The sequence below is a fragment of the Stratiformator vulcanicus genome (assembly GCF_007744515.1).
Classification (GTDB): Bacteria; Planctomycetota; Planctomycetia; order Planctomycetales; family Planctomycetaceae; genus Stratiformator; species Stratiformator vulcanicus.
In genome coordinates, this window is sequence record NZ_CP036268.1 from 3,233,172 (window position 1) to 3,257,847 (window position 24,676).

The 24,676-nt window shown below is 58.8% G+C and carries 21 protein-coding genes; 16 read left to right on the plus strand and 5 right to left on the minus strand.

Going from position 1 to position 24,676, the window contains the following annotated elements:
- Positions 1-5 precede the first annotated feature (5 nt).
- Positions 6-1,559, minus strand: a complete 1,554-nt coding sequence (locus Pan189_RS12555; protein ID WP_145364261.1) for an NHL repeat-containing protein — start codon at positions 1,557-1,559, stop codon at positions 6-8.
- A 218-nt stretch (positions 1,560-1,777) separates the two neighbouring features.
- On the opposite strand from Pan189_RS12555, the gene Pan189_RS12560 reads away from it, so the two are divergent.
- The gene (locus Pan189_RS12560) at positions 1,778-2,398 is read left to right on the plus strand and encodes a TerB family tellurite resistance protein (protein WP_145364262.1); all 621 of its coding nucleotides are present in this window, start codon (positions 1,778-1,780) and stop codon (positions 2,396-2,398) included.
- Between the two features lie 70 nt (positions 2,399-2,468).
- Here the strand turns inward: Pan189_RS12560 and Pan189_RS12565 are convergent, their stop codons facing one another.
- Entirely contained in the window at positions 2,469-2,828 is a 360-nt protein-coding gene (locus Pan189_RS12565) for a hypothetical protein (RefSeq protein ID WP_145364264.1), read from the minus strand.
- A gap of 267 nt (positions 2,829-3,095) precedes the next feature.
- On the opposite strand from Pan189_RS12565, the gene Pan189_RS12570 reads away from it, so the two are divergent.
- Positions 3,096-4,235: a WD40/YVTN/BNR-like repeat-containing protein gene (locus Pan189_RS12570; RefSeq protein ID WP_145364265.1), complete on the plus strand. Its 1,140-nt coding sequence runs from the start codon at positions 3,096-3,098 to the stop codon at positions 4,233-4,235.
- Positions 4,236-4,495: 260 nt separating this feature from the next.
- On the opposite strand, the gene Pan189_RS12575 is transcribed toward Pan189_RS12570, so the two are convergent.
- Positions 4,496-5,368 (minus strand): ion transporter, encoded by an 873-nt coding sequence (locus tag Pan189_RS12575; protein ID WP_145364267.1) that lies wholly within the window; start codon positions 5,366-5,368, stop codon positions 4,496-4,498.
- A 225-nt stretch (positions 5,369-5,593) separates the two neighbouring features.
- Between Pan189_RS12575 and Pan189_RS12580 the strand changes: the two genes are divergently transcribed.
- From Pan189_RS12580 to Pan189_RS12615, 8 genes are all read left to right on the plus strand, one after another.
- A complete protein-coding gene (locus Pan189_RS12580) occupies positions 5,594-6,496 on the plus strand; it encodes an EboA domain-containing protein (RefSeq protein ID WP_310820414.1) in 903 nt (300 codons plus the stop codon).
- 48 nt (positions 6,497-6,544) lie between these two features.
- The gene (locus Pan189_RS12585; RefSeq protein ID WP_145364268.1) at positions 6,545-7,270 is read left to right on the plus strand and encodes a hypothetical protein; all 726 of its coding nucleotides are present in this window, start codon (positions 6,545-6,547) and stop codon (positions 7,268-7,270) included.
- A gap of 55 nt (positions 7,271-7,325) precedes the next feature.
- A complete protein-coding gene (locus Pan189_RS12590; RefSeq protein ID WP_145366180.1) occupies positions 7,326-8,237 on the plus strand; it encodes a TatD family hydrolase in 912 nt (303 codons plus the stop codon).
- A 146-nt stretch (positions 8,238-8,383) separates the two neighbouring features.
- A complete protein-coding gene (locus Pan189_RS12595) occupies positions 8,384-9,415 on the plus strand; it encodes a hypothetical protein (protein WP_145364270.1) in 1,032 nt (343 codons plus the stop codon).
- A 99-nt stretch (positions 9,416-9,514) separates the two neighbouring features.
- Positions 9,515-9,979, plus strand: a complete 465-nt coding sequence (locus Pan189_RS12600; RefSeq protein WP_145364272.1) for a hypothetical protein — start codon at positions 9,515-9,517, stop codon at positions 9,977-9,979.
- Positions 9,980-10,209: 230 nt separating this feature from the next.
- Positions 10,210-12,069, plus strand: coding sequence for a M28 family peptidase (locus Pan189_RS12605; RefSeq protein WP_145364274.1), 1,860 nt, complete (start codon positions 10,210-10,212; stop codon positions 12,067-12,069).
- Between the two features lie 165 nt (positions 12,070-12,234).
- On the plus strand, positions 12,235-14,487 hold the full coding sequence (locus Pan189_RS12610) for an outer membrane protein assembly factor BamB family protein (RefSeq protein ID WP_145364275.1): 2,253 nt from the start codon (positions 12,235-12,237) through the stop codon (positions 14,485-14,487).
- Positions 14,484-16,334, plus strand: a complete 1,851-nt coding sequence (locus Pan189_RS12615) for an outer membrane protein assembly factor BamB family protein (protein WP_145364277.1) — start codon at positions 14,484-14,486, stop codon at positions 16,332-16,334. Before Pan189_RS12610 ends, Pan189_RS12615 begins: the two co-directional genes overlap by 4 nt.
- A 68-nt stretch (positions 16,335-16,402) precedes the next feature.
- Here Pan189_RS12615 and Pan189_RS12620 read toward each other — a convergent pair whose 3' ends face one another.
- Positions 16,403-16,630: a hypothetical protein gene (locus tag Pan189_RS12620; RefSeq protein WP_145364281.1), complete on the minus strand. Its 228-nt coding sequence runs from the start codon at positions 16,628-16,630 to the stop codon at positions 16,403-16,405.
- Positions 16,631-16,943: 313 nt separating this feature from the next.
- On the opposite strand from Pan189_RS12620, the gene rpsR reads away from it, so the two are divergent.
- Positions 16,944-17,222 carry a 30S ribosomal protein S18 gene (rpsR, locus tag Pan189_RS12625; protein ID WP_145364282.1) on the plus strand — a complete coding sequence of 93 codons (279 nt, stop codon included), beginning with the start codon at positions 16,944-16,946 and terminating at the stop codon, positions 17,220-17,222.
- 206 nt (positions 17,223-17,428) lie between these two features.
- Here the strand turns inward: rpsR and Pan189_RS12630 are convergent, their stop codons facing one another.
- Positions 17,429-17,881 carry a UvrB/UvrC motif-containing protein gene (locus Pan189_RS12630; protein ID WP_310820421.1) on the minus strand — a complete coding sequence of 151 codons (453 nt, stop codon included), beginning with the start codon at positions 17,879-17,881 and terminating at the stop codon, positions 17,429-17,431.
- 308 nt (positions 17,882-18,189) lie between these two features.
- Between Pan189_RS12630 and Pan189_RS12635 the strand changes: the two genes are divergently transcribed.
- The 5 genes from Pan189_RS12635 (at position 18,190) to Pan189_RS12655 (ending at position 24,646) form a co-directional block, all read left to right on the plus strand.
- Positions 18,190-19,722: a hypothetical protein gene (locus tag Pan189_RS12635; RefSeq protein ID WP_145364286.1), complete on the plus strand. Its 1,533-nt coding sequence runs from the start codon at positions 18,190-18,192 to the stop codon at positions 19,720-19,722.
- 306 nt (positions 19,723-20,028) lie between these two features.
- The gene (gene folE2, locus Pan189_RS12640; RefSeq protein ID WP_145364288.1) at positions 20,029-21,021 is read left to right on the plus strand and encodes a GTP cyclohydrolase FolE2; all 993 of its coding nucleotides are present in this window, start codon (positions 20,029-20,031) and stop codon (positions 21,019-21,021) included.
- A gap of 64 nt (positions 21,022-21,085) precedes the next feature.
- Positions 21,086-22,861 (plus strand): hypothetical protein, encoded by a 1,776-nt coding sequence (locus Pan189_RS12645; protein ID WP_310820422.1) that lies wholly within the window; start codon positions 21,086-21,088, stop codon positions 22,859-22,861.
- A complete protein-coding gene (locus Pan189_RS12650) occupies positions 22,854-23,555 on the plus strand; it encodes an ABC transporter ATP-binding protein (RefSeq protein WP_145364292.1) in 702 nt (233 codons plus the stop codon). Before Pan189_RS12645 ends, Pan189_RS12650 begins: the two co-directional genes overlap by 8 nt.
- The gene (locus tag Pan189_RS12655) at positions 23,555-24,646 is read left to right on the plus strand and encodes an ABC transporter permease (RefSeq protein ID WP_145364294.1); all 1,092 of its coding nucleotides are present in this window, start codon (positions 23,555-23,557) and stop codon (positions 24,644-24,646) included. The genes Pan189_RS12650 and Pan189_RS12655 overlap by 1 nt, the downstream gene beginning before the upstream one ends.
- Positions 24,647-24,676: the final 30 nt, after the last annotated feature.

Consider the following 24,676-nt stretch of genomic DNA (forward strand, 5'->3'; position numbering starts at 1 on the left):
AGTTGCTATGGCAGCCTCAATTTCGCCGCAATGCAGTCGCCGTTGGCCCATCGGCCGTTATCGGTTCCTGCAAACTTTGGCTGCGAGGCGTTGCGGGTTGGCCACCCGGGGCCGTTGACAGCGCCCGTCAACAGGAGCGCTCCGTCCGGCCCGAGAGAGGCACTGCGAGCGTTGTCGTCATTGGGCCCGCCGAGATAACTTGCGTAGAGGATCGTCTCAAAGTCGGAAGAGAGCTTCACGACAAAGCCGTCGCCCCGCTTACCTCCTCCGTGTTTCTTCTGGAAAGCATTCTCGGTGACAGGGAAGTCCCGCGAGCCGGTTTCACCGACGAAATAAACCGTGCCGTCCTCATCAACGGCAATGCCATCTGCTCCGTCATTGGCCGAACCGCCGATCAAGGTATTCTGCAGGATTTTACCTGCGGTTGAGAGCTTGACGACGGCGACATCGCTTATTCCTTGAAGCATCTTGTGCGTACTCCCGCTGCGAATCGGGAAGTCGGCCGACATTGTCCCCATTGAGAGATAAGCATGTCCGTCATCATCGACTTCCAACTGATGGGTGCTAACCGACCAGTCCCGGTCGGAACCGCCGAGATAAGTCCCATACACCAATTCAGACCCATCGGCCTTAAACATTGCAACGAATCCGTCGGCAACACCGTTCAAGCGTCTTGACTCTGCACCGTCGGTGGTCGGCATATCGCTGGACGTAGTATTCGTTGAAACCACCGGTCGGTGATGGCCATCGAGTCGCACGCACGCCGCCTGCGTGTCCTTGCCGGATCCGCCGAGCCAGCTCGCCCAAGATACAGCCGAGCCGTCATTCCTAATCTTGACGAGTCCACAATCGATATCCCCGGCCGGTTTCTTCTGAAATGAATTCTGAAGCGCGCGATCCATCCAGTCAGGGAATGAATCGATATTTGGCGTATATGACATCGGCACAAAGATACTTCCGTCCGTGTCGACCGCCACGTCCCGGCACAATTCGCCCACGCCGACGTACGTCGCCCACACAATTTCGGTGCCGTCCGGGCGGAGCTTTAGGACGAAGGCGTTTTGTGCTCCGTAAAAACCGATTTCTCGAGACCCGGAAAAATCGGGTTGAAAAACGTCCTTAGTCGTCGGAAAACCGGGTCCAGCCCGTCCGGCCACATAGATAAAGCCGTCAGGTCCGACTTCGACGCCGTAGGCGCGGTCATAATTCGGGCCGCCAATGAACGTCGACCACAGCAATCGGCCATCGGCTGAGAACTTCACCACCAGCACGTCGCAATCGCCATGGGCACCGACAAATTCACCGCCTTGGTTGAAAACCCGATCAACGACACCTGCGGTTGTGGGAAAGTCGGGCGACGAGGTTCCGCCGACAATATAAACATTCCCGTCGGCATCGGCACACACGTCCCGAGCGTGATCCCAATTAGAACCACCATAATACGTCGAAAAGACGAATGGATCGGCCGGTTCGGCAGATGCCGAACTCAGTCCGAGAGCTGCCAACGAAACCAGTCCGACAAAGCAGTCGATCGGAATTAGGCAATGACGTTTTCTCACGATAGCACCTGCTTAGCGGATGAAGTACAGCCTCAGTCTGTTCTCGCGCCCTCATGCAAAACAAGGCCGCCCGGATGTCACCGTGACGACGCATGTTGGCAAAACGACCTTCCCGAGGAATTGCATTCACCTTTGTGCAAAGGTACTAATGCACTAGACGTGGCGGAAATGAGAATCAGTAGGCCGACCAGGTACGCGTTCAAAAGAGGAAGCAATCAATGATCATCTGGGGATGGCGGGGAGTAACGACGACGAAAGACACGGGTGATTTTTTCTGCCCGGAATGCAACGCCGATGCGACCTATCGGCACCGCAAGGTCCGTAACTTTTTCACGCTCTATTTCATCCCATTAATCCCGCTGAATGAATTGGGCACGTTCGTCGAATGTGACCATTGCAAGAACGGTTTTCGCGAAGAAGTCTTAGAACTTGACCCGCGAAGAGCGGCGGTACAGTTCGTCGCGACCTACCAGGAAGCGATGAAGAGCGTGATGGTCGAAATGATGCGAGCCGACGGTGAGATCGACGCCGACGAAATCAGCACGATCCAAAAAATCTATCGAAAGTTGACCGGACAGGAATTAACGCCGGACGACGTCCTGTCGCATGAGCCCAGCGAGTCGTTTCTTGAAGAACTTGAAGCGATCGCCCCGCAGATGAATAACGAGGGCAAGGAGAAGGTGATCAAGGCGGCCTATTACGTAGCGGCCGCCGACGGCGTGTTTGCCGATGAAGAGCGCGACTTCATCGTCGAAGTGGCCGACGCGATTGACATGAGCCGAGCACACCTCAAAGGCGTGATCGCCGATTGCTCCGAACGGTCGAAAGTAAAGCAATAACGCTGCGATTTGTACTCTGGCGAGTTTAAGAAGCCGGCGGCCGAGGTGCGCTCGGACGCCGGCGTATTGTTTAATCGTTCTTAAATTGCTTTCGAGCTTTCTTCCATACCTGACGGGCGCAGCGGTAGTCGAGCCGAACGAGCCGCTGTCGGCGCGTATCGAGAGTGTCGAGCCCGCCGTAAATCGTTTTGGTGTAAACAAACGGCAGGCAGACGCCGGTCACTTTTCGAGGAGTACCGGCATCCTGCGGAATCATGTTGACTTTGACGACGTTGTTGTCAGACAGAGACGGATCACTGCCGAGCCAGCACGACGTTGGCATATCATAAGTCTCGTCAAGAACGGTCACGAAGTCACCGCGCACAATGTCCTCACCCGCGACGGTCGCGGCCAGCGTGGATTGGTCGCACTTGGCGACGGTCGCATTCATCGTCATACCCTCCAGATCATCTCGACGGGTTCACATGGTTGCGTCATCCGCTCGCAATAGTGACGACCCGAAACGTGTGCCAAACGATTCCGTAGGTTTGAGTCGCTCGGTGTAAGGCGGACGGGTGCGCAAGTAAAAGGTTCGCACATCCGGCGCTGGGGAGCGAATTGTGCATCGACTTCACTGCTGATACTTTAGCAACTGCTGATGCGTCGCTGTCGACGGGTCAGACTGTCGCTTTGAATCTCGCCGATAGGAATATCCCACATGAAAAATTTGAATCGATGGGCCGCGATGGTCCTTGCGGTGGTTGTCGCCGCAACGACGTCGGCCGCATTTGCGAAAGAAACTCCGGAGCAGGCGGCTAAAGAAGAGAAAATCCGCGCCGATATCCCGCTCGGCGGGAACTTCGAGCCTAATCCGCAGGAAGGCGTTTTCGTCGCGGCCGGACACGGGTTGAATGTGGTGGCGTCTCGCGATGACGGTAAGACTTGGGAGCCGGTATTTTCCGGCTACCCCGGTGGCGATCACGGACGCTGGGCGGTGTGGAATTCAGTCGCCTATACCGACGGCGTCTTCGCGATCGCAGCGGGCTGGGGAGCCCCCGGAACGATCATCGCCTCAGACGACGGCAAGAACTGGCGTCACCTCGCCGACGGCAGTCGCAAGCCGGCGAAGCGAAATCAGAAGCCCTACGACATGAAGACCACCATGCAGATGATTGGGGCCGAAGGAGCATTCATCGCCCCGCTGCAGGCCACTCCCGACTTTGGCAAGACGTGGCACGAAATGTCGCCTTACGGTTTTCGCGACGCCGAGGGCAACCGCGTAAAGGTCAACAACTCTCATCCGTCGGTGGGATACACGGACGGTCGCGTGATCGTGGTCGGAGACGCCGGCCCGTCGGTCTACAGCGACGACCTCGGCAAGACCTGGGTGCCAATGGACGTCAAAGTTGAGCCGTGGGGCGAACGAGGCGCGAAGGGAATTCTCGGCAAAGACGGAGTCTTCATTATCGTCAAAGGGGACGGCTCGACCGTGCTGCGATCAACTGATCGCGGCATGACGTGGACGGCCCATGATTTGGGAGTGAAGCGTCCCGCGAGCCGATCATTCGGTTTGTCGATCGTGAACGGCGAGTTCTGGGTCACCGGCGAAAATGCCAAAGCCAGTGCCGACGGCATTACCTGGCGAGAATTGCCGAAGTCGACGCCGAGCGGTCGAATCGCAGTCAGCGACAAAGGTACGTTGATCAACGTCAGTCGCAAACGACTCTCGATCCTTCGCAGCGAAGACGGAGAAAACTGGGAAGAGGTCTATCAATACTCGAAGCACCCCGATGCCCACGGTGGAGCGCAGGGTCTGGCTGATGTGGCCTTCGGCCGAGTGAAGCGAATTTCGAACTAAGTCTCTCGAGCAAAGGAATCCCGAATCCGCACAGTTGCGTGAATCTGCTAAAGAAAACTGAAGCCCCGGACCAAGTGGTCCGGGGCTATTTTTGTTGGTGAGTTCGTCACGAATCTTCCATTGAGCGCTTCGGTTTGGAATGCCAAACCTATGCGATCAGCAAAACAACGAAAAAGCGATGTCTCGCCGAAATGACGAGGACCAAGATTCAGGACGTGACGTGGTCGGCGCGGGACGCCGTTTCCTGAGCGTGGTGGCACTCACAACTTGGCACCACAGAACTTACAGAAGCCGGCATCCGGGTCATGCCCCTCCGCCATGCATTCGGGGCAAGCCAAAGTGGGAGCCTTCGGAGGCGGCACGTGGGGCGGCTCATCCTGATGCGATGTCGCCAATTCGGCGGTTAATATTCCTGTCGGCACGATGATCAAACTGTAGCCGAACAGCATCATCGCCGCGGCCAAGGCTTTGCCGAGCGCCGTTTGTGGAGCGATGTCGCCGTAGCCGACCGTTGTCATGGTAACGACAGCCCAGTACATGCTTTGCGGGATCGACGTGAAGGGGCTGTCGTCGCGTGTTCCTTCAATCGTATACATCGCGGTCCCGACAATAACGACCGCGATGACCACGCAACTCAGAAACACGGCGATCTTGGAGCGGGACGCGATGATCGCCTCGCGCAGCAGCCGCGCTTCGGCGATCATCGAAGCGATCTTGAACACACGGAACGCTCGCAGCAGGCGAATCATCCGAATCACCGTGATGCGCTCAGCCCCCGGGATGACGAGCATCAGGTAGGAGGGCAAAATCGACACGAGGTCGACGAGGCCGAAGAAACTGAACATGTACCGCCATCGCCGACGGGCGACGACGATGCGGGCAGTGTATTCGACGGTAAAGACGAGCGTGAAGAACCACTCCAGTGCGTCGAACCACGCATGAAATTTTTCGTCAAGGTCCTCCACACTTTCGAGCATCAACACGACGACGCTGCCCATGATGGCAGCGAGCAGCCACACGTCGAACAGTTTGCCCGCCGGCGTGTCGGCTTCGAATATGATTTCGTACCAGTGCTCGCGCCAGCCGGCGCGTTTCGGAATCGCGTTCGGTACGTCAGGCGGCGATGTACTCATTGAGCAAAGCAGATTGCGAAGGGCAGGGCGAACCAGCGGCTCATAACCTATCGAATCACGACGCACTTCGCATGTGGCAGCGGTTTGACAGATCGTGCCGGGTAGACGAGGGTCCGATTGGGTATCGGGAGTTGCCGACGCAGAATTGGTAACCTGAGATGGTTTGGAATCAGTAGCCGCGTCACCTAGTCTGCAGCGGATTGCAGGCGCCGATGCGAGGACGAAATGGGAGTTCGAACGATTCTTAACGATTGGCTGAAAGCCCGGCTCGACGAGCGGGCGTCCGATTGGCTCGAAGCTCAGACGATAAAGATCGCCGGCGGCAACGAACGCGCCCTGTACCTTGCCTTCGGCATGGCACCGCGGAAGGTGGGGAAGGCCGATCTGACTCCGTCCGACGAGGAAATCGCCGCAGCCGCGGAAGCATACCAGCCCGAGGCGCCAGCCGTCGGGGAATTACAGGGAAACGCATCCCGACTGCTGGCGCCTCGGGCTTGTGTTGAGATGTCGACGCGTGACTGGAGTCTCGATCAGACCGCCCGCACGCTGCTGGTTCTGTCCTTTCCCGCGGACGATGCCGATCGCTACGTAAGCGTGTTGGGCAAACTCTACGAGGCGGGCGAGGTCCGCGAACTGTGTGCGCTCTACCAGATGTTGCCGCTGCTGCCGCATCCGGAGCGGCACGTCGACCGCTGCGTCGAGGGCATCCGCACAAACATGCTTCCGGTCTTCAAGTCGATCGCGCACCGCAATCCGTACCCCGCGGCCCATCTGCCCGAAGCCTCGTGGAACCAACTCGTCCTCAAATGCCTGTTCGTCGGCGAACCGCTCTACCCGATCATCGGGCTGGACGAACGAGCGAACCCCGATCTGGCGAAGATGCTCCACAAGTACGCGCTCGAACGCTGGGCGGCGAAGCGAGAGGTGAACCCGGAGCTGTGGCGGTGTGTGGGGCCGCATGCGGATGAGGCGGCGAGAGGCGATCTTGAACGGTTGGCAGATTCTGGTTCAGAACTAGAGCAAGCGTCAGCCGAGATGTGTCTCGGACCCGATGGGTCCGCGCGGTCGCATAGCTGGGATGAGCGCTGGAGCGAAGTTGGTCGTGAATTCGCAGCTGGCTCACAGTAGAGTCATTCTAAGACTTTCATCACGTCAACTGACGCCACGGAGAATTTAATGCGCTCGATCACGATTGCGGCCTTTGGCATTCTTGGCTTGGTAAATAGTGTCGCCGTTGCGGGCGAGGATTTCTCCAACACCGATCTCGTGGAACTTCAAGACAGACTCGACGACCTGAATCGTTTTAACGATAACGTTCTTCTAAAGGACAAGAAGGTCGACGAAATCGTTGAAAGGCTCAGCGAGCAGGCGGCGGGCAAGACGATTCACATCCGACTACGTGTCGAGCGCGTCGTCAAAGGCTACGTTTACGCGGAAGCACTGACTGAAGTGGCTTCGAAATGTCTTCCCGCAGTATTGATGTTGCCGACTGAAAGCTATGAGCGCCATAAAAGTAGCATTTGCCGTCAGCCGGGAAATCCTTTAATGGCGGCTTCAGCACAAGTCTCCGGAAACACGCGAGCGTACCTCCGTGAAATCCCGGAGCGTTGGAGCAGCACGAATTATTATCGGCTCGAGCCATCATTAAGAGCGGGGCGTCTATTCAACTTCCGAATTCGCTCAGCAGTCGGCCCAGAACTTGCCGAAACGCTGCGACGGGGCGACATCGTATTAGCTAAAGCAAAAATTCAATCCGTGTGCCGCGCACGTCTCGACCCACAAGTCAAACCCGGTGAGGTCGATCCCGACTTCGAAACCAAATTATGGGCAAGAGCCGACACAATCATGTTCATCTGCGTTGACCCTAAGGTCAGTCTCGCTGAGAGAACGGATACGAAATAAGTCTGGAGTCCATGCTCTAGCGACTAAATTTATTCTATCAAATAGTACAGGAAGACTGAAGTTGATCATCGACCCACACATCCATGCCGTTTCCCGCACGACCGACGATTACGAGGCGATGTCCGCCGCCGGGGTCGTGGCGATTATTGAGCCCGCGTTTTGGCAGGGGCAGCCGCGGACGAAGATCGGGTCGTTCGAGGACTACTTCGCCACGCTCGTCGGCTTTGAGCGGTTTCGCGCGGCGCAGTTCGGGATTCGTCATTACTCGGCGATCGGCCTCAACAGCAAAGAGGCCAACAACGAGCCGCTCGCCGAGCAGGTGATGGAAATATTGCCGCTCTACCTCGCGAAGGAGGGCGTCGTCGCCGTCGGCGAGATTGGCTACGACGACATGACCGCCGCCGAGGACAGGTTCTTCCGGGCGCAGCTCGAACTGGCCAAGGAAGTCGAACTCCCCGTGATGGTCCATACGCCGCACCGCAACAAGGAAGCGGGCACCAGTCGCAGCATGGACGTGATCGAAGAGCACGGCATCCCGCCGCACCTCGTCGTGATCGACCACAATAATGAGCGGACCTGCAAAGAGGTCCTCGACCGCGGCTACTGGGCGGGCTTCACAATCTACCCGAAGACCAAGATGGGCAACGAGCGGATGGTCGAAGTGGTCAAGCAGTTCGGCTCCGAGCGGATCATTGTCGATTCGAGCGCCGACTGGGGCGTCTCCGACCCGCTCGCGGTGCCAAAGACGGCCAATCTGATGAAAGAACGCGGCGTCGCCGAAGAGGATATCCGACTGACGACCTACCAGAACGCCCTCGACGCCTATGGCCAGAGCGGCCAGATCTCCGAAGACGACTGGCTCAACCCGCCCGCCATCGACCAACGGACCCTGTGGGAAGGCAACAGCGTCCTACGCGGTCAGGAGCCGAAGGTCGACGAACAAGCCGATTCGGGGCTGATCGAATAATCTAAGGCGAGCCGGAAGCGTCAGCGCCCGGAGAATCTGCGATACTTCTTTATCATCCGAAACTCCTTTTCCGTCGTCGTTGACCGTTAGAATACGAAGAGTGACGGAGTAAGAATTCAATCAGCTACGATAAGCGGCGGAATCAAATGTCGGTCGACAACGGAAAACATGACGGGGACGAGCGATTCAGCGGGCATTCCGACGACGAATCGGAGATATCTGAAGACGCACTTCTCACGGAGCGGAAACTGTCGAATCGGCCGCCGGTGCCAGTGCGGGCGCTGCTGTGGGTGCTTGCTTTCGCGATGGCGGCGACGGCGATGATTTATCAGCGGGCGACGGGACCGACCCGGCCGTACAAAGATCAGGCCGAGATTCGCGACAAGACTAACCGCGTCAAATTGATCCGCACGTGGGAGATCCCGCCGGAAGGCGCTAAGGAAGATTGGACCGAAGCCGCGAAGATCGAAGTTCCGAACCCGCCCGGTCGGGTCTCTTCAACGTTGCATCAGCGGCGGTACCGGACGGACGAAGAATTTCGAGAAACACCGATGCGGCCGGGCAGCGGCAAAGAGTCGAACACCCTGTTCGGCCAGTTGGAGCCACAGCCTGCGGCCGGCAAGATGGAATATTATGTGACGCTCGAGGGGATCGATTGGGAGCAGCGAATGGTTCGCTATCCGACCGATCCCGATGAAACGATCGTGCTGCGCTACAAGAATTTCGTCCCGCGGTATGTGCTCGCGCCGCATATCATTTTCATGATCCTGACGATCCTGTTCGGGATGCGAGCCGGGCTGAGCGGGCTGTTCGATCCCGGCGCAATGCGAAAGTATGCCTGGACGACGTTCATCTGCATGACGATCGGTGGCATGATCCTCGGCCCCTTCGTCCAAAAATTTGCGTTCGGCGAGTATTGGACCGGCTTCCCCTTCGGCGGCGACTGGACGGACAACAAACAACTCGTCAATTGGCTCGTCTGGCTGATCGCCTGCGCCGCGATCGGTTTTAAGCCGCTGCCGAAGGAGTGGATCGGCCGCGTGCTTGTGGTCATTGCGATGCTGACCATGACGGCGGTCTACTCGATCCCCCACAGCATGGGGGGCAGCGAACTCGACTACGAAGCCATCGAGCAGGGCGCCGACCCGGAAGACGCCGTTACGACGGGCAGGACATAGAGCGAGCCGGAAGCGTCAGCGCCCGGAGAACTCTGGGAAGACAGAAGTTAGAAGACAGAAGACAGGATCTGTTAGTTGAACGCGGCCCAAATTCACCTGATGACCGTTCACATTCCCGTACTCGGGATGCCGGTGACGGCGCTGCTGATGGCAATCGCGGTGTGGAAGAAGTCGGACCTGCTGTGGTCGGTTGGCGTGTGGTTCTTATTCGGCGTGACGTTGCTCGGCGGTATCGCATACCTGTCCGGCCCGGCAGCGTATGAGGTATTGGACGAATGGAATTTTTTGCCGTGGGTTGAAGGTCCGGAGGAGACGAAAGGACTGATTGAAGACCACGCGGCCGTCGCCAAGGGCGTCTACTTCACGTCACTGATCCCGGCCGTAATGGCATTGGCTCAGTTCATTCGCGTGCTTGGCGGCGACAGTTGGCCGAAGTGGATGAAGATCACTTTGCCCGTCTTGCTGATCCTCTTGTCGGTCGGGTTTGCGTATACTGCCCACCTCGGCGGGATGATTCGGCACCCGGAGATTTATCGATCCGCCCCGTTATTGGATCTTAGCTGACCGACACGATCATCCACTCGCTTGTACGGACGGCTGAAGCGTTGCCAGAGGATTCACATGCTGATCACAAACGACGTTCGACGCCTGCTAATGGTGCCGAGCCGGAACTGAGTGCTCTTGTCGCTGCGCGACCCGGACGTTGTACGGGCCACACGATAGAACGAGACTGAAAAACAAGACTGACGGGCGAATCATCTGCGAACGCCCGAGTGAAGTTAAGGAAGACCAGAATGCGAACTGAAAAACGACTAATCGTTCTCCTGCTGACGCTCTCCTTCGCTGGGACAGCGGTTGCCGAAAACCGCGAGGCCGCGCTGGGTCGCCTTTCCGGCGATCTAAAATATCTGGCCGGCGACGCCCTGGAAGGACGTGGTGTCGATACCGAGGGGAATCGCAAGGCGGCGGAGTTCATTCGCGATCAATTCGAAGCCGCGGGACTTGTCGGCGGGATGGAGGATGGCGGTTTCTTCCAGGAATTCCCGATCACATTGGCTGAAGATGTCGTGCCGAACGAAACATCGCTTTCGGTGACCATCGGTGACGAGCAGGTCGCGTTAGAACTGGGCAAAGACTTTAACCCGCTGCTGATCGGCAACGGCGGCCGAGCCAACGCGGGCCTCGTGTTCGCCGGGTACGGGATTAATGCCCCGAAGCTCGGATACAACGATTTTGAAGGGGTCGACCTCTCCGGAAAGATTGCCGTGATCCTGCGGAAAGAACCGCAGCAAGACGACCCGAACAGTGTCTTCAACGGCACCGAGATTTCGCCGCACGCGTTCATTCGCACCAAGATCAAAGCGGCTGCCGATGCCGGAGCGGCCGGTCTGATTCTGGTCAACGATCCGACAACCGCCGAGGGCAAGAAGGGTGACGAACTCGTCAAGCCGACGGGCTTCGGCTCCGGGTCGGTGAAGCTGCCCTTCGCAATGATCACGCAGACGCAATTCAATCGAGTGCTGCAAACTTCGCCGTTAAAGGGCACTGACCAATCAGCTCTTAGTTCGGTCAAAGAAATTGCGAACGCGATCGACGCCGATCTGAAACCGATTTCTCAGCCGATTGGCGACACCGCAGCGGGCCTCACCGTCGCGACGAAACGCGAGACCGTCACCGTTCCGAATGTGGTCGGCGTTGTTCCGGGATCGGGCGACCTTGCCGACGAGGTCATCGTGGTCGGCGCCCATTTCGATCACCTCGGATACGGCGGCTTCGGATCACGAAAGCCGGGCGTGAAAGCCGTTCATAATGGTGCGGATGACAATGCTTCCGGTACGGCAGTCTTGATGGAACTCGCCCGCCGATTGGGGCAGCAGGACGGAAGTCAGCCGCGGCGACAGCTTGTGTTTATGGCTTTCAACGGAGAAGAGCGAGGTCTGCTCGGCAGTAATTATCTGCTGAAAAATTCACCGGTTGATCTATCGAAGGTCGCCGCGATGGTGAACCTCGACATGGTCGGTCGACTCGGGGCGAAACCGCTCACGGTGTACGGCGTCGGCACCGGCACTGGGTTAGAAGACCTCGCCAAGAGCCTTGCCGAGAAGCGGCAATTGAAGATCAAGCCGGTGCAGGGCGTCATCGGGGCGAGTGACCACTACGGCTTTTATCAGAAAGATATCCCGTCCATTCATCTCTTTACCGGAACAACGCCCGAGTATCACACGCCCGAAGACGACTTCGAAACGCTCGACCTCGCGGGCATTGTCGGCGTTACGGAGTATGCGGGCGATTTGGTCGCGGCCTTGTCGACCGAATCGCAGCGCCGCACGTTTCAAAAGGTCGTCTCGAAGAATCGTAAAGGTGGTCCGGGTGGAAACATGGCCCATCTCGGCGTCGTTCCCGATTACTCCGGTGGCGTCGTCGGATTGCGAATCACGGGGACAAGTCCCGGCTCGCCCGCGGCAAAGGGTGGTCTGGAGGAAGACGACATCATCACGAAGATGGGCGACATCCCAGTGACCGACATCTACGGACTGATGAACGGGCTTCGGACTTACAAGCCGGGCGAGCGGATCGACATCGTGGTGACTCGTGGCGACGAGGAAGTCACCCTGCACGTCGTGCTTGGTGAGCCGAAAGGTCGCCACGAATGACCTCGATTGCCTGATCGGCGCAAAGTTGCATCGCGGTCCCGACGTACTTATGTTGGAACAAGGATCGAGGCATGAAGACACGCTGACGTGTCGACGCCCGGCCTCCCACCGACTTCCCCGCCTCTCTATCGATATTTGTATTGCCATTCGGAAGGCGAGACGTTCATGAGATCACGATTGCAGGTGTTGTTGTTTTGCGGGCTCGCGGCTCTTGTTGCGACATCGGGCTCAGTCGCGGATGCCTATGATTGGGCCTATTGGCGCGGCCCGGAGATGAACGGCGTCAGTCGGGAAACCGGGTTGATCGACGATTGGTCGCTCGAGGACGGCAAGAACGTCCTGTGGACGTCGGACATCGGCGGTCGAGCTGCTCCGATCGTGCTCAACGACCGGGTCTACCTCAACTGCCGCACCGACAACGACGTCTCGTTGAGCGCCAAGCCGGAAGACAAGATTGGTGCCGGTCAGCAAGTCGTCTGTTGGGACGCAAAGACCGGCGAAGTGCTGTGGAAGGATGTCTTTCCCGTCTTCCAGACCGACATTCCCGCTCCGCGAGTCGGATGGGCCAGTCCAGCCGGTGACCCCGAAACGGGAAACGTCATCGTGCATACCGTCGACGGAATGCTGATCTGCTACACGCCCGATGGCGAGCGGGTGTGGGAACACTCGCTCTACGAAGAATACGGCAAGATCAGCGGCTACGGCGGACGGACCACGACTCCGATCATCGATGAAGACCGCGTGATCGTCAGTTTTCTGCAACTCAACTGGGGCGACACAGCCAAACCGCCGCCGACGCAGACGTTTTACGCCTTCGACAAGCGTGACGGCAAGTTGCTGTGGGCGACACCGATCGGCGGTGCCCCGGAAGATACGATTTACACCAACCCGGCGATCGGAGTGATCGACGGCGTCCGACAGCTTGTCACCGGCAATGCCGACGGCGGATGTCACGGGCTCAATGCCCGCACGGGCGAGCCGCTGTGGTCGTTCCACATGTCCCGTCGCGGACTCAACGCCTCCCCTGTGATCAGCGGCAACAAGGTTTACATTTCGCACGGCGAAGACAATATCGACTCGATCGAGTTCGGCCGGGTGCAGTGCATCGACGCGACGCAGCGCGGTGACATTACGGAAACCGGGAGCGTCTGGCGTGATGACGGCATTAAAGCCGGGTATACCGCACCGATCATCCACGACGGCATCCTGTATGTCCTAAGCGATATCGGAGGCCTGCACGCCTACGATGCGGAGACTGGCGAAGTCTTGTGGCTCCAGAAGATCGGGACCGTCGGCAAAGGCTCGCCGGTATGGGCCGACGGCAAAATCTACGTGATGGAAGTCAACGGCCGCATCTGGGTACTTAGGCCGAGCCGCGAAGGCTGCGAGGTGCTATCGAAGAACGAATTGCTCGCGACCGGCGGTCAGAAGGGATACGACGAGATTTATGCGTCGCCGGCCATCTCCAACGGGCGCATCTTCTTCGTGACGCGCGATCGCACGATCTGCGTCGGGAAAGAGTCCGGAGAGTTCGGCGAAGATCCGATTCCGCCGATGGCTCCGGAAGCCGAATTGGGCGACGAAATCGCCTCACTCAGCCTGATCCCCTATGAGACCTACGTGAACGCCGGCGATGCCGTCGAATACGAAGTCCGTGCCTACGACAAACACGGGCGGTTTCTCAAGACGATCGATGACTTCGAGTTGACGGCCGACGACGGCCTCAAGGGCGGAACTGTCGACGAATTAACCTTCACGTCGGCCTCTTCCCCCGAGATGCCGCAGGCCGGGTTACTGACCGCAACGTTTGAAGGCAAAGAGGCCAAGGCCCGGCTTCGCGTCTTTCCGCCACTGCCTTGGAAGTGGAATTTCGACGATCTCAGCGGAGTGCGAGTTCCGCCCGCGTGGGTGAACGGCTTCCTGAAGCTGAAGCCGACGCAGATCGGCGACGAGATGGCGATGAAGTCGAGCGTCGGACCGGGCAAACCCAGTTTCGACACCTGGCTCGGTCCGCCCGAAATGTCGAATTACGTTATTCAGGCCGACGTACGCGTGGAGGGACGACGACGCCTTTCCAGTCCCGGTATCACCAATCAGCGCTACAGCCTGATTTTAAAGGCGAACTCGCTGAAACTCGGAATTCAAACCTGGCAGGCGCACCTGCGGCTGGGCGCGGAGATGAAGTACCGCTCCGATCCCGGCAAGTGGTACACGCTGAAACTCGTGGTCCGCCCCGAAGGCGAAGACAAGGTCCGCGTTCTCGGCAAGGTCTGGCCGCGGGACGAGGAAGAACCGGAAGAGTGGACCATCGAAGCGGTTGACCCGCTACCGAACAAACAGGGCAGCCCCGGGCTTTACTGCTACCGGCTCGCCGATACCTATTTCGACAACGTGCTCGTGACTGAGGATCAGGAATGACTCGCTTTGCGGTTTTAACGCTCCTCCTGTGGACATTTGCGATCGTCGGCTGCGAACCGGCTCCGGCTCCTGACGCCACTCCCGATACGCCATCCGAAGGGTTGGGCGGCGGAAGCGATGCCCCCCCGGTTGATCCGCCCGCGCAACCGGACGAGCCTCCGGTCGAAGGAGGCTCGGCCACATCGAACGATGACGCGGAAGTCCCGACGCTGCCCGGCCCGGAAGAAGCATCAACCACCCCGGCAGAAGTGCCCGGTTCAGCCGATGAGCCGATCGAAGTCGCTTTGGTTGATGAATCGAACGAATCGGCGGCCAATAGCACTTCGGCGAAGCCCGTCGCAAAGAAAGATATTACCTCGGGCGATTGGCCGATGTGGGGCGGCTCGATTGAACGAAACATGGTCAACCCGACCACCGACGTTTCGCTCGACATCGAGCCGGCCGAGTCGGCCGAAGACGGCAAGAATTTGCTGTGGGTACGCGAACTCGGATCGCAAACCTACGGCAACCCGGTCGTCGCCGAAGGATATGTCGTCGTGGGCACCAACAACGGTGGCGGCTATCGTCCCGCTCACCCGAAAACGGAAGACCGTGGCGTCGTGCTCTGCTTCCGCGAGTCGGACGGCGAATTTCGCTGGCAGTTGACGCGAGAAAAACTGAGCCAGGGCCGGGTCAATGACTGGCCGGAGCAGGGCATCTGTTCAACGCCGGTCATCGAAGACGGGATCATGTACGTCGTCACCAACCGTGCCGAGTTGATGGCGGTCGACATGGAGGGGTTTTACGACGACGAGAACGACGGGCCGATCACCGACGAACCCGACACCGACAAGCTCGATGCCGACATTTTGTGGAGCCTCGATCTCATTAACGAACTCGGGGTTTTTCCGCATAACCTGGCGACCAGTTCGCCAGTGCTGCACGGGGACTCGATCTTCATCGTGACCTCGAACGGTGTCGACGAAGCTCACCTTGAAATCCCGGCACCTCGTGCACCATCGTTTGTTTCGGTCAATAAGAAGTCGGGCGAATTGGAATGGGAAGACAACACCCCATTTGACCAGATTCTGCACGGGCAATGGGCGTCGCCAGCGATCGCCACCGTCAACGGTGAACCACAGATTCTCATGCCCGGTGGCGACGGCTATTTGTACGCGTTTGCGAAGACCGGCGACGAGGAAGGCTTTGGCGACATCTTGTGGAAGTTCGACCTGAACCCGAAAGACTCAAAGTGGGAACTGGGCGGACGGGGAACGCGGAACAACATCGTCTCAACGCCGGTAGTCATCGGTAGCAGCGTGATTTTGTCGGTCGGTCAAGACCCGGAGCACGGCGAAGGCGTCGGGCACATCTATAGAATCGATGCAACCAAGTCGGGTGACATCAGTCCCCAGATCGCGGACGGTGAAGGCGGTTTCAAGGAGAACCCGAATTCCGGCGAGATCTGGCACTGGGGCGGCGTCGATGAAGACGGCAGCATCACGGGTCGCAAAGGCGAATTGCTTTATCGCCGCACGATCTCCACGGTCGCCGTGCACGACGGGCTCGTGATCGCGCCCGATCTGTCAGGCTTCGTCCATTGCCTCGATTTTGAAACCGGCAAACGCTATTGGGAATACGACATGTTTGCGGCCTGCTGGGGCTCCCCCATGGTCGTCGATGGTAAGGTACTGATCGGCGATGAGGACGGAGACCTTACGGTGCTGCCGCTCGATCGCGAGCTTCCCGATGAAGAGCCGCTCGCCGAAATCCTGTTCAATTCGTCGATCTACAGCACACCGACGATTGCGAACGGACGGATGTATGTCTCGGACCGGAGCCGACTCTACGCGTTCCAAATTAAGTAGGTCGCCGAGAATCTCTGCGTGAGTCGATATCGATGCGCAGTGAACGCGGAGATTGCCGCTTCGTCTTCTCAGCCGAAGACTTGGCGAAAGAGGGTTTCAACCGCTTTCGCCTTGTCGGCTGAGATCGGAAGATCAGGTCGATCTTCGATATCGGCCTTAATCGACCGGACCAGTTCCTGCCGCCGTCCGCGAAGCGGGCGGGGCGAATCTTGAAGCAGCCGGCGGCAGCGAACCCACAGGGGGTTCGACAGCACGCGTTTCTCGAGTTCGCGTCGTTCCTGAGCGGCAGTTTGCATTCGATCGAATTCGTGTTGGGTGAGGAATTGAATCGACACAAGCGAGTTGCGTCACTCGTCTTCTGTCCGCAGATGAAACTCCGTGCGATGCCGCTGGGCAGTTTTCGAACTCCGCGGCGATGTACACGTCCTGAAAGGGTAGTTCGAGAATTGAGGTTGGGCGGCTGTAACGGCAAAAACTTCGGTAGAACTGGCGAGAGACCGCGTTTGAGTTGGCAAGTCGGTCAGCCGTCGATATTGTTTGTCGTTTGCTGGTGAGATTTTTGTGATGCGCGCTGGGGTTCGGCGCGGTGAATCGAGAACGGAAAAGGTTATGTCGAGCGGAAATCGTACAAATTTACGGAAGCTGCGGAAGAAACGGGCGCGGCTGAAGAAAAAACTGAAGTGCCGATTCACCGGCAACGGGGAAATTCCGCGCCCTGTCTACGTCGACTACAAAGACGTGAAGCTGCTGAAGTCGTTGATCGACCGGGAAGGCCGCATCCTTCCGCGTCGCCGAACGGGCACCTCGGCCCTGTATCAACGGGCCGTCCGGGAAGCTGTCATCCGTGCTCGCTTTATCGGCCTGCTCCCGTATGTTCCGGAAGAGTAGCGATTCGATGGCGGCGTGATTCGAGTGGTCGAGTGATTCCCGCTCATTGTGATCGCGACGCGCCTCAACCAAAGCGGTCACTGACCGGACATTTCGGCCGACTCCGTGGACGCCGCTCGTTAGCCATCCCACCGTGTCGCGTCGGCTGAACGCGAGCATGCACGCGCTGGTGACCAAGCGACGCCAGGCCAAACGCGCTGTCGGCATCATGCTCCGTCGAATCGGCGGATGTCATCTCTAATTTTGGCGGCGGTCTCGTAGTCCTCGCCGTCGATCGCAACTGCCAAATCTCTTCGCAGGCGGATCAACTCGTATTGTCTTCGGCTTTCCAGCGGGGCACGGGCGGGCACTTTGCCCACATGCTGCGTCTCCCCGTGAATATTTTCGAGCAGCGGGACCAGTCGGTCCGCGAAGGCTTCGTAGTCGTAGGGGCAGCCGAAGCGGCCCTGCTCGCGAAACTCGCGGAACGTGATTCCACAGTTCGGGCAGGTCAGGTCGTCCGACTCCGAAACTTCGTCACCGAATTCGGCCATCGCATCCTTCGCAGGCGATGAACCGGTCGGCTGCGCAGCGGGGCTGTTCATGTATTCGTGGAAATGGCCTTCACAGAAGTGAATCTCCTGTGGTGATCCGCCGTGGATTTCCGTGATGTGATACACGGCGGGTTTCGAGCAAACGTTGCACTTCTTCATGTTTTTCCCTGTCGAGCGGCCGCCCGGTCGAACGATTCGAACTGGTTGTCGAAGGCGGCTTGCAGTTTAGTTCACAAATACATGCGGCGCAAAGCAAATCGGTCCGGCAATCGACTTCACGAATGACTTCCGGGTTTTCCCTCACGATCCACCACGGGGCATTGTAGAAGCGGGTGGTCTCTGACCGATCATCTTCGATATGGCCCTCCCTTCGATCAACGTCGTGCTGCTCGGCACTGTTGATTCCCGCCCATTGCCATTGGAAATCTGACGCCGTGTCGACACCAGCTCGCCGACAAGGTCGGTATCGATTGATTCTAGGCATTGTGGCCCTTGTCAGCGGCCACGCCGTCGCCGTTGCGGCCCGTGCGCCGGTCGAGGCGCAAATTCCGCGTCCGCCCGAGAGTGTGTCGGTTTCGGCTTCGCCGATCGACTTCGCATCGCGACCCGTTGTCGAAGCCCCACGGCCCGCCGAGACGATGCCGACGCAAGTTGCCGACTCACCGACTGCCGACTCACCGACTGCCGAAGACACAGACGCTGAAAAGACTTCTGTCGCGATGCCGCGCCGTTTGACGCCGGATCAAGCAGAACCGCTTGAACCGAAGGCGGGCTCCCAGTCCTCTGAGGCAAAAGGGCCAACGAAGAGTCCCGTCAACATTGCTGAGCAAAAATCGCAACAGCTGTCTCGACCTGTAACGCCACTCAAAGATCCGGCTGGCGAGAAAGCAACGACTGATGATGCCGCAGCGAAATCCACCACCGACACCGCCGTTCCCGTCAAAGCCGAAGACAAGACACCTCGCTGGATCGTTCCCGACGACCCCTTGGCGAGGAAGGTCGCCCAAGCGATCGATATTACTTCGCGTCGCATTCTATCGGTCGATACGCACACACCGTGGCAGATCGGTCACGGGGTGATGGCACTGCGTCACCAGTACGAACTGCAGATCGGTGACGAGCGGATCAATGCGATCGAATGGATCTCGGACAATCCACGCTTCGGCGGCGAGCCATGGTGGTACGCCACGCGCTACGGAGCCAAGCCGCATCCGTTCAGCGAGCCGTATGCGTTCGAGGGACATCCCAACCAGTTCCTTGCCTTCCTGGCGATGTCGCGGCTACCGCTCGATCACAAGTTCAAAGTCGCTCCCGATCGGACGGCCACACTGGCCGACTTCATCGAGAACGCCAAGATGACGATCGACAAGCGCGAAGAAACGACGTGGACGCTGTGGTTCTTCGCGTACTACCTCGACAGCGACGAATCGTGGGTCAATGAGCGACGCGAGCCGTGGAGCATGGAGCGGATGCTTCGCGAAGAGATGTCGATCCCTGTCACGAAAAAAGCGTGCGGCGGGAATCACGGATTGTTCGCTTTGGCCAGTGCTCGCAACGCCTACCTGCAGGGCGGCAAGAGGCTTCGCGGGGTCTGGCTGCAGTCGCATTACTTCTTGGCCCGTCACGCCGAGTTGGCCAGACGGCTGCAGAACGCGGACGGTTCGTTCTCGTCGAATTACTACAAGGGACGGGGTTACTCCAAAGACCCGAGCAAGCGCGTTTCAACCAGCGGCCACACCCTCGAATTCCTGATGATGTCCCTGCCGAAGCAACAGCTCAAACAATCGTGGGTCCGACGGGGAATTGAGAATATTGCCGACGACCTGATCAAGTATCAGGCTGAGCCGCTCGACGTGGGAGGCATGTATCACGCCCTGCACGCCATGATTATCTACCGAGAGCGGACGTTCGAGAAGGATACCCGGCGGCCTCTGCCGCTCGTCGGTCGGCTGCCGTGGCGCCGGTGATCGATTAGGTCCCGAACGCTTCCGCATCAGGCCGACGATAACGCATTGCTCTCATCCAATTCGGCGCGAATCGTTGGCGAATACGGCGGGGTATTAATCAAACTCGGCCCGTCAGAGCTGAGCAGGTCCGGCTCGCTCAACGCCGCCCGGAGCTTTGCGCGGTTGCCCGTGGTCAAAATGACGCTAGAAATACGCTGGACCACGGGGCTTCTACTGCGGAAAATAACGGGAACTCGCCAGAAGTCGGCGAGAACGCTCCGATGAAGCAGCCCTGACTCACACCTCAGCGACAGCCCACCCATTGCAATGAGTGAATTGATCTCCGACGCGCTCCGGTTGTCCGGCAGTGCGTTCCAGAGCCCGAGCACCTTCGCCTCGAGTGTTTTGCCGGACATTGCTGAAGACTCCGTCGCCGCCGTTCCGGGAATGCTCGAACGGGTCGGGATGTCCGCGGTTGAGGTCTTGCTGCAGGTGCCGGCGGCGAATGACACGTCCCTGACACTGCCGGGTAAGGCGGACGCATTTGTCAGTTTGGACGACGAATCGGCCAAGGGCATTCACATGTCGCGGCTGTTTCTCGGACTGCAGGAGCGACTCGACTGCGAGCATTGGACTCCCGATGCGATGGGCGGGACCTTGCAGATCTTTCTGGAACGACACGAGAAGATCAGCCGGTCGGCGTCGTTGGCCGTTCAATTCGAACTGCCGGTCCGCCGAAACGCACTGCTGACCGAGCATTCCGGGTGGCGGCACTATCCCGTCCGCTCGGAATCGTTTTCCACCGAGGGAAAGACGCGTCACTGGCTGACGGTCAAATTGACCTATTCGAGTACCTGCCCCTGTTCGGCTGCGTTATCGCGGCAGTTAATCCAACAGGCGTTCCACGAAGAGTTCGAAGGCCGCAGCGCCGTCAGCGTCGATGAGGTCTCCTCGTACCTCGGGACCCAGCGGGCGATCCGTGGCCTGCCGCACGCTCAACGAAGTACCGCGGAGGTCACGGTCGAACTCGATGACTCTCAATCAGAGTATCCGACGCTTGAACTGATTGATCGTTTGGAAGACGCTTTAAAGACGCCGGTGCAGACGGCCGTCAAACGTGCCGACGAGCAGGAATTCGCCCGCCTGAATGCAGACAACCTCATGTTCTGCGAAGATGCGGCGCGGATACTGGCTTCCGAACTAAGAACGATTGACTATGTCGCTGATTTCAAAGTCCGCGTCGAGCACCTGGAGAGCCTGCATCCGCACGATGCCGTCGCCATCATTACAGCCGGGCGTGAAGGCGGACTGCGTCCGTAAATTGGCCGGGCGGATCGAAACTTCTTGGGTACGTTCGGTTCTTTTTGTCCTTCTGGCGTCGGCGTTGCTTCACGACTCGTGTGACGCCCATCCGCAGTCGATTTCTTCGGCGGCCGTCGGCATTTCGCCCGAACGAATCGACATTCAATTCGCAGTACCGATCGAAGACCTGTTCGACTTTCAGGGGTTAAAGGTCGACAAAGGCGGTCAGATCAATCGCGCCGCTTATCGCGAAGCCGTCCGGGCGCACGGTGAGTTCGTTCGTGATCGACTTCTGGTTCTCGGGCCGGACGGTCATCGATTCGAAGGAAGGGTCCGGCTGGTCAACGACCCATTCGCTACAGCCTCAGAACTTGAGTTCGCTTCGATACTCGGGCAATACCTGCGCTATCGCTTGGACTACAAAATCCCGCGAGCGCTGCCGTTTCTAACGATGGTGCAGCGGTTCAGCGACCCGGGTAGCGGGGCGACCGCGATCACGGAGTTAACCCTGCTCCAAGCCGGTGACGAAGAGCCTCGGGAAGCCGTCCTGATGTCGCATCGTCCGGTCACGTTTCAGCTTCAAAAGACTCAATCAGGTGAAGAGCCGGTGAACGCACCACTCGCGCTGGATCCGCGCTGGGTGGCCATGACCGAGGCAGTCGGCCGACCGAACGAATCGGTTTGGCTCTATGTCTACGTCGAGCGCCGTTGTGTGCGAGTCGAATTCTTGGCTCCGATCTATTTGTTTGAAACCTTCGGAACCATCGATCGCGCCGATGAGCAATATCTGACCGCCGCGGAGCAAAGAGCGGGGGCTGAAATTGTTCGAGAATTCTCTAATGAGGCGTTCGACCTTCAAATCGATGGCGCGCCTGCAACTGCTAATTCGATCGACGTCCGATTTTTTGATCTGACGACGGAAAACCTCGCTAAGCCCGACCGTATCAAATCGCTTAGCCCGTGGAACGGCTTGGTCGGATTTTCCGCGGTGTTTCCGACTGATGCGCCACCGCAATCACTCGCTCTACGGTGGCGGCGATTCACGCGGGAGGTGCGAGAGGTCCGCGCGATCTGCTTCGCCGAAGGCGACGCGGCTTCCAAGGTCTTGGAACGTCGTGGGGGCAATAACGATCTGCAATGGCAGGCGAACTCAACGAAGGTCGACCCTCAATTACTCACAGCCCTCATCGCACCGCATTTCGAAACCCATGTGAGCCGGTACCGCCCACCTTCAATTTGGCCGGCAGCCGTTCTCGGCCTGATCGTCGGGGGCATCGCCGCAATTGTCATAAAATTAAGACGACTTCACACGATCGGACTTGTGGTCGCAGGGGCATGTCTGGGAGCGATCGGCGGATTCTCGTTCGAACCGTTCGCCGCTGAAAAACCCTCGATCCGGCATCATACCGACTTTGCAGTCCCAGTCTTGTCACAGCCGGTCTTAACCGCCGAGGATGCCTCCGTGACCGCTATTGAGCGGATGTATGCGGCTTATGAGACCGGACGAGAGACTGATGCCTATGAGATCCTCTCTGCAACGAGTGCTCCCGAGTTGCGGCGGCAATTGTTCTTCGAGTGTGCGCGGGCCTTCGATCGCGCTGCCGAGGCGGGGGGCTCTCTCGAAGTGGCTGATCTTCGCGTAACAGCCGATGCCGATGCCGCGGAAGAAAATAATCTCGGTCCCGGCAATGATTTGATTCGAGTTCAGTGCGTGTGGGAATTTCGGAGCGACATTCGGCACTGGGGACATGTCCATTCCGTCAATCACCGGCAGATCGCAGATGTCGATTTAGTCGCCCGACGCGGTCGCTGGCTCGTCGAGCAAATCGCGTTGAAAGACCGGCGGACCGATGGATGACAATTCGATCGCCTCTGTCGCAACCGAGGCCGTTCTCAAAACTCAAGACGTGTCGTGGGCACCGTCACCGGGTCGGCTCATTACCTATCCCGACTTCGCCCTGCCGCCACAAAGCATGACCGCCATCATCGGGCCGAGCGGTTCCGGGAAGACGACGCTGCTCGACCTCCTCGCCGGGCTGCGTCCGCCTGATGGCGGCGAAGTGTCGATCCAAGGCGCCCGTCCAAAATCGATGGGCGAGATGTCTATCCGAGAATTCCGACGCGAGAACATCGGCATCGTCTTTCAAGACCTCCGGCTGCTGGAGCATCTGTCGGTGATGGAAAACATTCTGTTGCCGACATTGCTTCACGTCCGCGACCGCGTTCCGCAATTGAGAGAGCGTGCAAAGACGTTGCTTTGTCGGCTGGAACTCGACATCGACTGCGATCGACCGCTCCGATACCTTGCCGGCGGCGAAAAACAACGCGTGGCGATCGTCCGTGCGATCTTGCAGCAGCCTCCGATTGTGCTGGCCGATGAACCGACGGGGCACTTGGACGGCCCGACCGGTGAGTTGGTCTTAGCCGAACTTCGCACGCTCGCGAACGAGTGCGGCTCGACGATTCTCGTCGCAACGCACGATACGTCACTGCTTTCAATGTTCGACCGCGTGATCGATTTGGCGTCCGGCATCGTCGCGGAGTCGAATTGATGATTGGGCTCGTGTTTCGCTCGCTCAGAGCCCGGCCGACGGCCGCACTCTTATTGATGGCGGCAATCGCGATCGCAACGGCCACACCCTCGGCGGTTCTTGCCGTGAGCGGGGCATTGAAAAATCGACTTGCCGAGCGCGCCGCGACGACCCCCGTCGTCATCGGTCCGGCGGGTAGTCGGTTGGAAGTAGCCGCCGCGACGCTCTTTTTCGCGTCGGCGGAGGTGCCGCCCATTTCTGCCGCGGACTGGCGAGAGCTGAAGTCAACATTTTCCGGAGAAGCGCTGCCGATTTACTTGTGCGGCCATCTTGGCAAAGAGATTCCGCTCGTTGCGACAACTCCCGGGTACTTCCGTCACCGAGCCTCGCGCGTCGAGGGCGACGTCCTCCGTCGGATCGGCGACGTCATCCTTGGCGCAACGGCGGCACGCGAATTAGATGCGCGAGTCGGAGAACTTCTTACGACTGAGCCGGAGTCGATTCTCGAACTCGTCGGACCACGTCCGGCTCGGCTCAAGGTCGTGGGCGTACTCGCCCCGTCCGATACGGCCGATGACAAAGCCGCATTCGTTTCGCTGCGTACCGCATGGGCGATCGACGGCTTCGGGCATTCACACGGAGCCGTCACCGAATCGGAATCTGACATACTTGACCTGACCAATGAGGCCGCAGCGGCGTTGCACTTTCACAGTGACGACCGTCGCCTGCCACTGACCTCAATCATCTACCTGCCGGCCGACGAACGCGATTTGCTGATGCTGCTTGCGGAACTGAAACAACGAGATTCCACGCTCGGCGCCGTTGAGCCGCTTCGGCTGCTGACGAAATTTCGTCGCGACTACGATGCGTTGGAGGGAACGCTGTTCTCCGTCGCACTGGTCAATGTCCTGGTCACCCTCGTGCTCGGGCTTGCCCTCATCTTGCTGGTGCTCCGGCTGCGCAGCTCCGAGACGCGGACGCTCGCCAGTCTCGGCATTTCCAAGGGAGCGATCGCCCGGCTCTACGGCCTCGAACTCGCAATCGTGATGTTGACCGGAATGATGATCGGTGGCCTACTGGCTTGGGTCATCCGCTGGAGCGCGATCGGATAAAATCGAATCGATCGGCCTCCGAGCAGTTTC

Excerpts from the sequence above, each read along its gene's own strand:
- Pan189_RS12560 (WP_145364262.1), top strand. The coding sequence starts at position 1,778 with ATGATCATCTGGGGATGGCGGGGAGTAACGACGACGAAAGACACGGGT.
- Pan189_RS12565 (WP_145364264.1), bottom strand. The coding sequence starts at position 2,828 with ATGAATGCGACCGTCGCCAAGTGCGACCAATCCACGCTGGCCGCGACC.
- Pan189_RS12570 (WP_145364265.1), top strand. The coding sequence starts at position 3,096 with ATGAAAAATTTGAATCGATGGGCCGCGATGGTCCTTGCGGTGGTTGTC.
- Pan189_RS12575 (WP_145364267.1), bottom strand. The coding sequence starts at position 5,368 with ATGAGTACATCGCCGCCTGACGTACCGAACGCGATTCCGAAACGCGCC.
- Pan189_RS12580 (WP_310820414.1), top strand. The coding sequence starts at position 5,594 with ATGGGAGTTCGAACGATTCTTAACGATTGGCTGAAAGCCCGGCTCGAC.
- Pan189_RS12585 (WP_145364268.1), top strand. The coding sequence starts at position 6,545 with ATGCGCTCGATCACGATTGCGGCCTTTGGCATTCTTGGCTTGGTAAAT.
- Pan189_RS12595 (WP_145364270.1), top strand. The coding sequence starts at position 8,384 with ATGTCGGTCGACAACGGAAAACATGACGGGGACGAGCGATTCAGCGGG.
- Pan189_RS12600 (WP_145364272.1), top strand. The coding sequence starts at position 9,515 with ATGACCGTTCACATTCCCGTACTCGGGATGCCGGTGACGGCGCTGCTG.
- Pan189_RS12605 (WP_145364274.1), top strand. The coding sequence starts at position 10,210 with ATGCGAACTGAAAAACGACTAATCGTTCTCCTGCTGACGCTCTCCTTC.
- Pan189_RS12610 (WP_145364275.1), top strand. The coding sequence starts at position 12,235 with ATGAGATCACGATTGCAGGTGTTGTTGTTTTGCGGGCTCGCGGCTCTT.
- Pan189_RS12615 (WP_145364277.1), top strand. The coding sequence starts at position 14,484 with ATGACTCGCTTTGCGGTTTTAACGCTCCTCCTGTGGACATTTGCGATC.
- Pan189_RS12620 (WP_145364281.1), bottom strand. The coding sequence starts at position 16,630 with ATGCAAACTGCCGCTCAGGAACGACGCGAACTCGAGAAACGCGTGCTG.
- rpsR (WP_145364282.1), top strand. The coding sequence starts at position 16,944 with ATGTCGAGCGGAAATCGTACAAATTTACGGAAGCTGCGGAAGAAACGG.
- folE2 (WP_145364288.1), top strand. The coding sequence starts at position 20,029 with ATGAGTGAATTGATCTCCGACGCGCTCCGGTTGTCCGGCAGTGCGTTC.
- Pan189_RS12650 (WP_145364292.1), top strand. The coding sequence starts at position 22,854 with ATGGATGACAATTCGATCGCCTCTGTCGCAACCGAGGCCGTTCTCAAA.
- Pan189_RS12655 (WP_145364294.1), top strand. The coding sequence starts at position 23,555 with ATGATTGGGCTCGTGTTTCGCTCGCTCAGAGCCCGGCCGACGGCCGCA.